Here is a 6,530-nt window from a genome sequence, read left to right on the forward strand (position 1 = left end):
CTCTATGTCGAAATCGGCCTTGCTTGCAGAATATAGAGTTTTCCTTGCCGGTACGCGAATTCAAGATCAATGGGGTGACCAAAGAGCTTTTCAATGGCCAGCGTCGCGTTCTTCAGTTCATGCAGCTGTTCATTCTGTAGACTAAAGCTCGACTTTTCTTCCGCGGTCGTATCGACCAGACGCGTTCCATTCGGACCGAGGAGGGTCTTATGCTCTTTATCGCCAAGTTCTTTCCTCTGTGCCGCAGCCCCTTGTTTCGGAAGTATGAACAGGTCTGGCGTCACCAACCCGGACACAACCGCCTCGCCTAATCCGAAACTGGAATTTATGACGATCTCATCATCGTTGCCTGTAATCGGGTTTTTGCTAAAGATAACCCCGGATACGTCCGCATCTACGAATTCCTGCACGATAACGGACATTGCCGGCGCCCTGCCGCCTGCCAAGAATCGATGCGTCAGATAGAACCGGGCATGGTCCTTATTGACCGAAAGCCGGCAGCGCTTGATCGATTCCAGCAAGTTATCGGAAGTCACATGAAGAATGGACTCGTATTGTCCGGCGAACGAGGCCGACTCCATGTCTTCCGCGGAACAGGAAGAGCGAACGACCACAGGCGGGGTAACGAAAGTTTGATACGCCGCCATGATTTCATTCCGCAGCGTCTCGGGAAAAACCCACGAATCGGGGTCCTGATTGCTCTGAAGGACCCTTTCGAACGCATGCGCGGCGATAATGAATCCTTTGGGAACAGGGAACCGGGACTGGAACAGAAGCGCCAGATTTTGGGCTTTGCCGCCGATGGCATCATCTGCCTGCGCCCCCGAGAATGGAATCACCCTGCGCAAGAAAAAACACCCCTCATTGGAAATGCATGCCTATAATTATATTACGTGAATTGAAGCCGTTCATCTATCAGGAGAATGACGTATTGATGATCCCTAGGGTAACGGAAAAGGAAAGTCGTGCAATTGGGAGAATAAATAGCTAAAGATAATTCGAAATACCATGACTTCCCGAAGAAGGGTTGCTTTCAATATGACATTAAAGAAATCGCAAATCGTCGAAAGGGAGAAGCACTTAAATCAAATTCCTGCGATCCTTGCAAACCTTAGGGATGGGAATGGCGCCATTATCGCCATAATGGGTGAACCGGGGATCGGGAAAACCCGGCTTTCCCAAGAAATCATGCAGATCGCCGGCGAGCATCGATGCAATATTTTGCTTGGCCGCTCTTATTCCGTCGGGAGCGATACGGCCTACACGCCGATTATCGAAATGATTAATCAGAAATTCCGAGGCGTCAATCCGGAGAAGATCGCCGCTTGGACGAAGGACCTGCCGGACTTAGGCAAGCTGCTGCGCCGGTTTCAATTCCCTGAACCGCCGAAAGTAGGAGATCCCGCATTAGAAAAGATACGCCTTTTCGAGTCATTGGCTTGTCTAGTGGAACGAATGGCGGAAGGTGAGCCGCTTGTCATTATCCAGGAGGATCTGCATTTCGCCGATCCTGCCTCCTTGGAATTCCTTCACTACTTGAGCCGGGGAATGAACACTTCTCCTCTGATGCTGGTTTTTACCGTTGATACGTTCGAACGTTCCGTCAACGCGCAAGTGAACGGTTTTATCCAGTCCTTGCGCAAAGAAGAGTTTTTTAAGGAATTCCTCCTCGGTCGCCTAAGCGAACAAGGGGTTGCCCGTCTGATTACGGATCGGCTCGGCGCTGCCTTGCCGGATGGTTTTATTCCTTTAATCATGAAGCATTCCGAGGGAGTGCCCTTGTTTATTGATGAATTGCTTCATTCTTTGCTTGAAACCGACGTATTATCGATGCAAGACGGGGTTTGGACGCTGTCCGTCCATTCGATCGAAACCATTCCGTTTCGAATTAAAGAGCTGATGAAAGATCGTATTCAAAGAATTCATGCCGGAGATCACAAAGTCCTCCTATATGCAGCCATTTCCAAGGGGACGGTATCCCACCGAATTCTTCATCGCCTCACGCAACTGAACGAAGACAACTTTTTGGCAGCCATTCAAAGACTCAAATCTTCAGGGCTTATCTTCGAAGAAGTTCAGGAGATGGACGTCCATTACGGCATCTACCATGCTTTAGTGAAGGAAATCGTTTACGAAGAGCTTCCGATTATGGTTCGCCGGCGCGCCTATAAGTTTTTTATTGAAGTATTGGAAGAGTTCGGCTATGAGGATGTCGAATATTTGGCTCATCTGTATTACGGCGCCGGCGCTGAAGCCGATCCCGTACGAACGGTAGACGTTTTCCTTAAAAACGCGGAGAGGGCCCGTTTCCTGCACGCTTACGCCACTGCCGCGAAGTATTATAAATCCGCTCTGCAGCTTATCCAATCCAATAAGATGGCCGAGGAAAAAAGGCGAATTCCCTGGCTCCTGCAGCGCTTGGGAGAAGCCCATAGAATGCTGGGCGAATACAGCGAGGCCGGACGGTATTGTCTGGAGGCTATACGCACTTATGTCCAATATAACGATCAGAATGAGATCGCCCGTCTGCATGGGTTATTATCTTTAATCTTCTGGGAATCCAGAGAAATCGAACAGTCCGTGCAATATCTGGAAGATGGCTTGGCTATCGCCAGAAGACAACAGGATTCTCCTGAAATCCGCTATGAACTTTTGCTTACCAGCCTGATTTTATTAGGCCGACTCAAAAGAGCGGAGGAATTTTGCCAAGTATATAATGAAATTCAAGAGGTCCATAAGCTGGTTGGAACGCCGCGAGCCGCAGCTCAAGCTAAAGTAGCGGAAATCGAATATTGGACGAGCTGCGTCTATAAGGAAAATTTCAACCCTAGAAAGGTACAAGCTTTAATCGAAAGTCTGGAAAAGACAGAGGTTGAGGATGAGACGTTATTTCGCGGTTACTACGTAAGCGCAATTAATTTTATCTTCTGCGGTAAGTACGAGACAAGCAGTACGTATTCGGGGAAAGCCTTAGAAGTCGCGAAGCGAATGCATATTCTGGAATATGAAATCCGCAGCTATTGGATACAGGTTCAAGCGGATCTCTTCAGCGGCAATTGGAAGCTGGCTATCCCCAAGATGGAGATATGCCTATCCAAAGCAAGGAGAATCGACGTTGGCAGACCTTTGCTCTATGCCTATTTTACAAAAGGGGTCGTTTCTGCATGGATGGGGAAATACGCAGAGGCTCAGCTTTGCGTAGATGAAATTAAGCGCCTTCTCCCTGCCTACCCGACAAAAGACGGACACTTCGCGGATATGATGGCGTCGATCGAGATGATGATTGCCTTAGGCACGGAAAGCGCAGCCGACTACTATGCTTCCTTGAATCGAACAAGACCTTATTACGTTGTGTATCCTTATCTTAATCCGGCCTTATGGGGCGAGATTCAATTATCCGCAGGCGACCGGATAGGAGCTCTTGAAACCGCGAAGGAGCTTCTTCTCGGGACGAAGGAGGATAACCTGTTCGGATGGGCGCTTGGAAATCGGTTATCTAGTAAAGTCGAGATGGCGTACGGGAATCGGGAATCTGCTTTAACAAACATCCAGGAAGCGGCGGGCTATTTTACGGAGTTGAAAATGCCTTTGGAACATGCACGCTCCTTGCTTATTTATGCCGACATCTTGCTGGAGGACGATCCCGAAGAAGCCAAGAACAAGCTGCTCCAATGCATGGAAATATTCGAACATCTAGATGCCGAGCGGGATCTGTGGGCGACGCAAGCGCTTATGAAAAAGCTTGGGGTACGGTTGCCTAAGCCTAACGCGACGAACGCGAAAACGAAAGAAACCAAAATAAGCAACCGGGAAATGGAAGTGTCCCGTCTGGTTGCCGAAGGGTTAACGAACTTCGAAATCGCGGAGGCCCTGTTTATTAGCCCGCGGACCGTCAGCACGCATCTAGAGAACATCTACCGGCGTCTAGGCATTAGCTCGCGAGCCTCTCTGGTTAAATATTTGATGGAAACGGAATGAAGAAAACCGCTAGTCACCCGTCCTGAACGGGGATTAGCGGTTTTTTTACGTATCTATCGGGGCGAGAACGGAATGGGATACGTCGTTTGATTTATAAAGAATACGTAATTCACTCGATAGGCCCTCCTTCGCGCCCGTGGTAATTTGAATGTACCGTTATTCAGTTAAAACCAAAGGAGAGTTGAACATGTTTGGTCGATTTGATCTGTATGGCCCGGTCCACAAGGGGATCCGGTCGGCATTAAGCGGCTTGTGCTTTCAGGCAGGGTCGATTGACAGTTCCGATCACGAGCGAGTGAACGCATTCGTGGAGGAATTCAAGCGGGTCGTCATTATTCTGGAGTCCCACTCGAGAGACGAGGATACGCATATTAACGAATCCTATCAAAAATATGCGCCCGAGACGCTGCATCAGTTGGAGGAGGAGCACGAAGGCTTGGAACAAAAGCTGGGGGAGCTGGCTGAGCTCGTCGATCGGTTGCAAGCCGCCAAGCAGCGCCCCGCCGAGCTTGAGAAGCTCTGGTATCAACTCGGCAAAGGTCTGAACCGTTTTACGGCCGAATACTTCATGCACCTTGAGCGCGAAGAGGGGCCCGGCAAGAAGGCGCTATGGGAGAATCTGACGGACGATCAATTAAAGACGATCTCCATCCAGATCCGTTCAACCATACCGCCGCACGCGATGGCCATCTTCATGCACTATATGATTCCGGCGATCAGCCATCAGGAACGGGTCGTCATGTATGACGATATGAAGAAATCGGCGCCGAAGGAAGCGTATGAAGGCATGAAGAAATTGGCGGAGGCTCGACTGGATCCGACAAGCTGGCTTAAACTTCAAGCCGTATTAGAAGAAATCAAAGCAGAAGGGGTTTCGTTATAAGCTATGAAGATTCTTGTTATCGGAGGCACAGGTACTGTAGGCAGTCAGCTGGTTTCAGAGCTTCTAAGCCGCAAGGCATCCGTCCGCATCCTTACGCGGGACTCAAGTAAATACCAGCATATGAATAGGACCATAGATTGGGTTCAGGGCGATTTGGAGGTCCCTGGCAGCTTCGAAAAGGCATTCGAGCAAGTGGATGCCGTGTTTCTCTTAAACGGTCTAGCTCAGACAGAAACGAGCCAAGGTATTATTGCTGTTGATGCGGCCAGAAAAGCGGGCGTTCCCAAAATCGTATACTTATCCGTGCCCATGCATGCGCATATGACCCACATTCCTCATATCAAAAGCAAGATTGGGGTCGAAGAAGCGATTAAGCAATCGGGTATGAAGTATACGATTATACGGCCGAACAATTTCTTCCAGAATGATAACTGGTTTCGCGAAGCCATTCTTCAGTATGGGATTTATCCTCAACCGCTCGGCTCGGTTGGATTGAATCGAGTCGATGTAGGGGATATCGCCTATGCAGCCGCAAACGCGCTCCTCATGGGCGGATATGAAGGAAAGGAATATCCCCTCAACGGACCCGAAGTCTTAACAGGCGAAGCTATCGCTGAAGCCTATAGTCGTCATGCCGGTACCGCCGTTCGGTATGCCGGCGATAATCTGGATGCATGGTATCAACAAGCGGTTACGACGATGCCGGAATGGCTTGCTCAAGATTTTCAGGTTATGTATGCAGCTTTTCAAAAGTTTGGTTGCCTGGGAACAGAACAAGACTTCATACGCCAGCAGGAATTGCTGCAGCGTGAGCCCCGTTCTTTCGACGCTTTCGTATCCGAAACCGTTGCCCGGTGGAAAATGGGTTGAATGAGATCAAGTATGACAAACGAGACAATATCAAGAAAATGGAGTGAATATTCGATGAAAAAAACGATTGCAATGGCACTTGGTTTGTTTATTCTGCTCAGCGCTAACGTATCGGCGCATGGAGTGACTATGGCCGCGGCTACGGAAAAAAGCGCCGGTCTCACGGTTCAAGTGAACGGAGTCGAAGTGGTATCCGCCGCAAACCATCAATCGAAGGACGGCAAAGCGTATGTGTCGGTTAAAGCATTTGCCGATTTATTCGATAAAACCTATTCCGTTAACAAGGAGCGGCAAACCGCAGAATTCAATGGCAAAACGATCGCGACTCGGGTGAAGAGCGGAGAACCCACCGCTTGGGTCCGGGATTTGGCAAACGCGGTAGGCGCGCAGAACGTAAGCTGGGATAAAGCGAAGCAAGAAATATACGTTCTTGCCTTGCCCGAAGGCTCCGTCAAAATCTCGGAGGTCGTCCCCGCGATGGGCGAGCATTGGGCAAATCCGCAAGCAGGCGAGCTCCCTATCGGACCGATCTATGGCGTATATAACGGAAAGCTCGTGTTTCTCGAATATATGATTGCGCAAGACGATTTTGTCAAAGGGAATAGCCATGCCAACTTGAGCGGCATGAAAGGCGTCCCGGCGCCGGCTGTCGTTCAAATGGATGTAGAATTTCAGGCTACGGGGCATGAGGGATTTGAAGGTAAGCGTCAAACCTTCCCCACCTTCAAGCCCGCTAATCGCTATGAGATAATCCTCCTCAGAATCAGTCAGGGGAGGATTTTTTATGGCCAGAAAAGAT

Annotated in this window: 5 protein-coding genes; 4 read left to right on the forward strand and 1 reads right to left on the reverse strand. The window is 49.5% G+C overall.

The window, feature by feature from the left end; translation table 11 throughout:
• Positions 1-2: 2 nt before the first annotated feature.
• Positions 3-839: a PEP/pyruvate-binding domain-containing protein gene (locus ACFPPD_RS06075; protein WP_378081535.1), complete on the reverse strand. Its 837-nt coding sequence runs from the start codon at positions 837-839 to the stop codon at positions 3-5.
• A gap of 199 nt (positions 840-1,038) precedes the next feature.
• Between ACFPPD_RS06075 and ACFPPD_RS06080 the strand changes: the two genes are divergently transcribed.
• The 4 genes from ACFPPD_RS06080 to ACFPPD_RS06095 all read left to right on the forward strand — a co-directional run.
• On the forward strand, positions 1,039-3,978 hold the full coding sequence (locus ACFPPD_RS06080) for an AAA family ATPase (protein WP_209750182.1): 2,940 nt from the start codon (positions 1,039-1,041) through the stop codon (positions 3,976-3,978).
• Between the two features lie 187 nt (positions 3,979-4,165).
• On the forward strand, positions 4,166-4,861 hold the full coding sequence (locus ACFPPD_RS06085) for a hemerythrin domain-containing protein (protein ID WP_209750181.1): 696 nt from the start codon (positions 4,166-4,168) through the stop codon (positions 4,859-4,861).
• A gap of 3 nt (positions 4,862-4,864) precedes the next feature.
• Complete coding sequence (locus tag ACFPPD_RS06090; protein WP_209750180.1) at positions 4,865-5,731, forward strand: SDR family oxidoreductase; 867 nt, start codon at positions 4,865-4,867, stop codon at positions 5,729-5,731.
• A gap of 54 nt (positions 5,732-5,785) precedes the next feature.
• The coding region (locus ACFPPD_RS06095; protein ID WP_378081533.1) for a hypothetical protein at positions 5,786-6,530 on the forward strand (745 nt) is incomplete at its 3' end.

The organism is Cohnella suwonensis (assembly GCF_042655365.1).
Classification (GTDB): domain Bacteria; phylum Bacillota; class Bacilli; order Paenibacillales; family Paenibacillaceae; genus Cohnella; species Cohnella suwonensis.